The organism is Fusibacter sp., from assembly GCF_057447755.1.
Window position 1 is genome coordinate 1 of the sequence record NZ_JBVBZF010000458.1, and the last position, 2129, is coordinate 2129.

A 2129-nucleotide genomic window follows, 5' to 3' on the forward strand; every position below is an offset into this window, starting at 1 on the left:
ACGTCATTATTGATACAAAGAAAAGGGACGTCCAAAACTTTTGAAATGATTTGACATACGAAATCAACAACGAGGAAAAAAGATATACCACAGTAATAGCAAATAGAACTAAAACAAGTACAAAAAAATTATCGACTTTATACTGCTTTCCGTACAAGAAGTAAAAACACCAAATTAAATAGGCACCTAAGCTGAACATATATCCTGAAAGTACTATCGATAAAGGCGTTTTTAATTTCTTTTCCATAATAATCACTTCCACTTAGATAGTTCTGGAATTTCCGAAGGAATGGCCAAACTCTCTATCCTAATATTGCAAAAACCATGCAAAATAAATATGTTGCGATACAATTAAGTTTAATCCTCAATGATATTATATGGTTATGATGGTTGAATGTTTTGCTTGGCAGTGCTGAACTATACCAAAGTGCTTGGAATTAAATAGAATACCTTGCATAACTTATGCAAAGTTTTTCATAATGCTAATCTGCCGGATTTGCAGTAGGAGTTGAAAAGGAATAACATAGATTCCCTTTCCATGGATCTAAATGGGAAGAAGGGGGAAGTTTGATTTAAAATTAAAACTACAGATACCTAGCGAGACTGTCGAAAAAGTCCTTTTCAAGTATTCATCCGTAGTGCAAGATTTTTGTTTTTTAGAAAGTTCTCTTCCCCGAAGGGCCTATATATTTATGTCACTATTTTTCTTATTATCCTCCAGCATGATACTATCTCCTCAAAATCCTCTTAAGCCATGCCATAGTTCATTATTTTTTCTATGTTATGAACCATACAGTACAACATCCACTGTATGTTGACTTTAATTTTGCCTCTAAGGGTAAAGCGGTCCAATCGCTTGTGGGTTCTGATATTGGCATATATGGGTTCAACAATGGCAATGCGTTGAGGATATATTTTGCGTCCTTTTTCACTGTCTACCTTTTTAAGCATTGCTTTGGAAAGATTAGTTTCTTCAGTGCCGATTGGAACATCTAATGATCGGCGCTTTGTGTTTTTACGATAAAAGCATCTGCTCTTTAACGAACATCTTTTACAATCTTCGGCATCCGCCATATATCGACGATAGATGTTACGATCCTGGATGTGCCTTTTTATATTTAGTCTCAAGATCTTACCATTGGGACAAATATAATGATCTTTGGCTTCTTTATATATGAAATCTTCTAAAACAAATTTCTTCTCTTTTTTAACCTGACCTCTTGTCTGCGTTGAAAACCGTGAATCGCGTTTTCGAAAATAGATATCAGGGATATAGGCATCCAGCTCCTCTTGTTGGCACTTTTTCAAATTGCTGTGACTATGGTAATTGCTATCGGCGGTTAAAATTTTGCCCTTAAAATAATCCGCCGCTTTTCCAATTTTCTGTAAGTTTTCTTTTGCTCCTTCAAGCATGGGAGCAACATGATCATGGTCCTGGCCTCTGCCAAAGGCTTCGGAATGAATTATCACCTGATGTTTGTTATCCACCAGCGTTTGGCCGTTGTAACCTTGAATCGTACCATGGGATGTCATCATTTTGGCCGATTCATTATCGGTGACATTACTTTGTAATTCTTTACCGGTTGTCCCTATCTTAGCATTGTTTTCCTTTAGCCATTTTTCAATCCGATCGGCTTGCTTTTGTAATTTCTCAATCTGTTTCTCGCGATTGGACAGCTCACTCAAATCATCACTGTCGTTTCTATCGACTTCAATCTGTTCATCTAACAATCCCTTGACCTTTTGTTCGATCTTCTCCTTTTTCTTCTTTATATCAGAAATTTTACCACTCCATCGTTTGGAAGCATTGGAAGAAAGCTTGCATCCATCTAAGGCAAAAAAAGTTCCTCCCAAAAGCTTCTCTTCCTCGCAAACCAATAATATATCTGTAAAAAGAGCTAAAATCTCATCCTTCATTGATGAAACAAAGGAGGCTATCGTACTATGATCCGGCCGCTGGTTACACGACATCGCCATGAAGGTCACATTTTCACAACACGCTTGTTCAATCTTTCGAGAGGATATCAACCCGCGTGAATACCCCAACAGAACAACCTTTAAAAGAACCTTGGGATCATACGCCGAACGGCCTGTATCGTCATTTTTATAATTCTCGTCAAATACAGACA

2 protein-coding genes are annotated in these 2129 nt (G+C 37.2%); both read right to left on the reverse strand.

Annotated features, from left to right (window positions below; translation table 11 throughout):
- On the reverse strand, window positions 1–247 hold a 247-nt coding region (locus tag AC220I_RS21615; RefSeq protein WP_486725942.1), incomplete at its 3' end, for a hypothetical protein.
- 500 nt (window positions 248–747) lie between these two features.
- The coding region (locus AC220I_RS21620) for an IS1182 family transposase (RefSeq protein WP_486725943.1) at window positions 748–2129 on the reverse strand (1382 nt) is incomplete at its 5' end.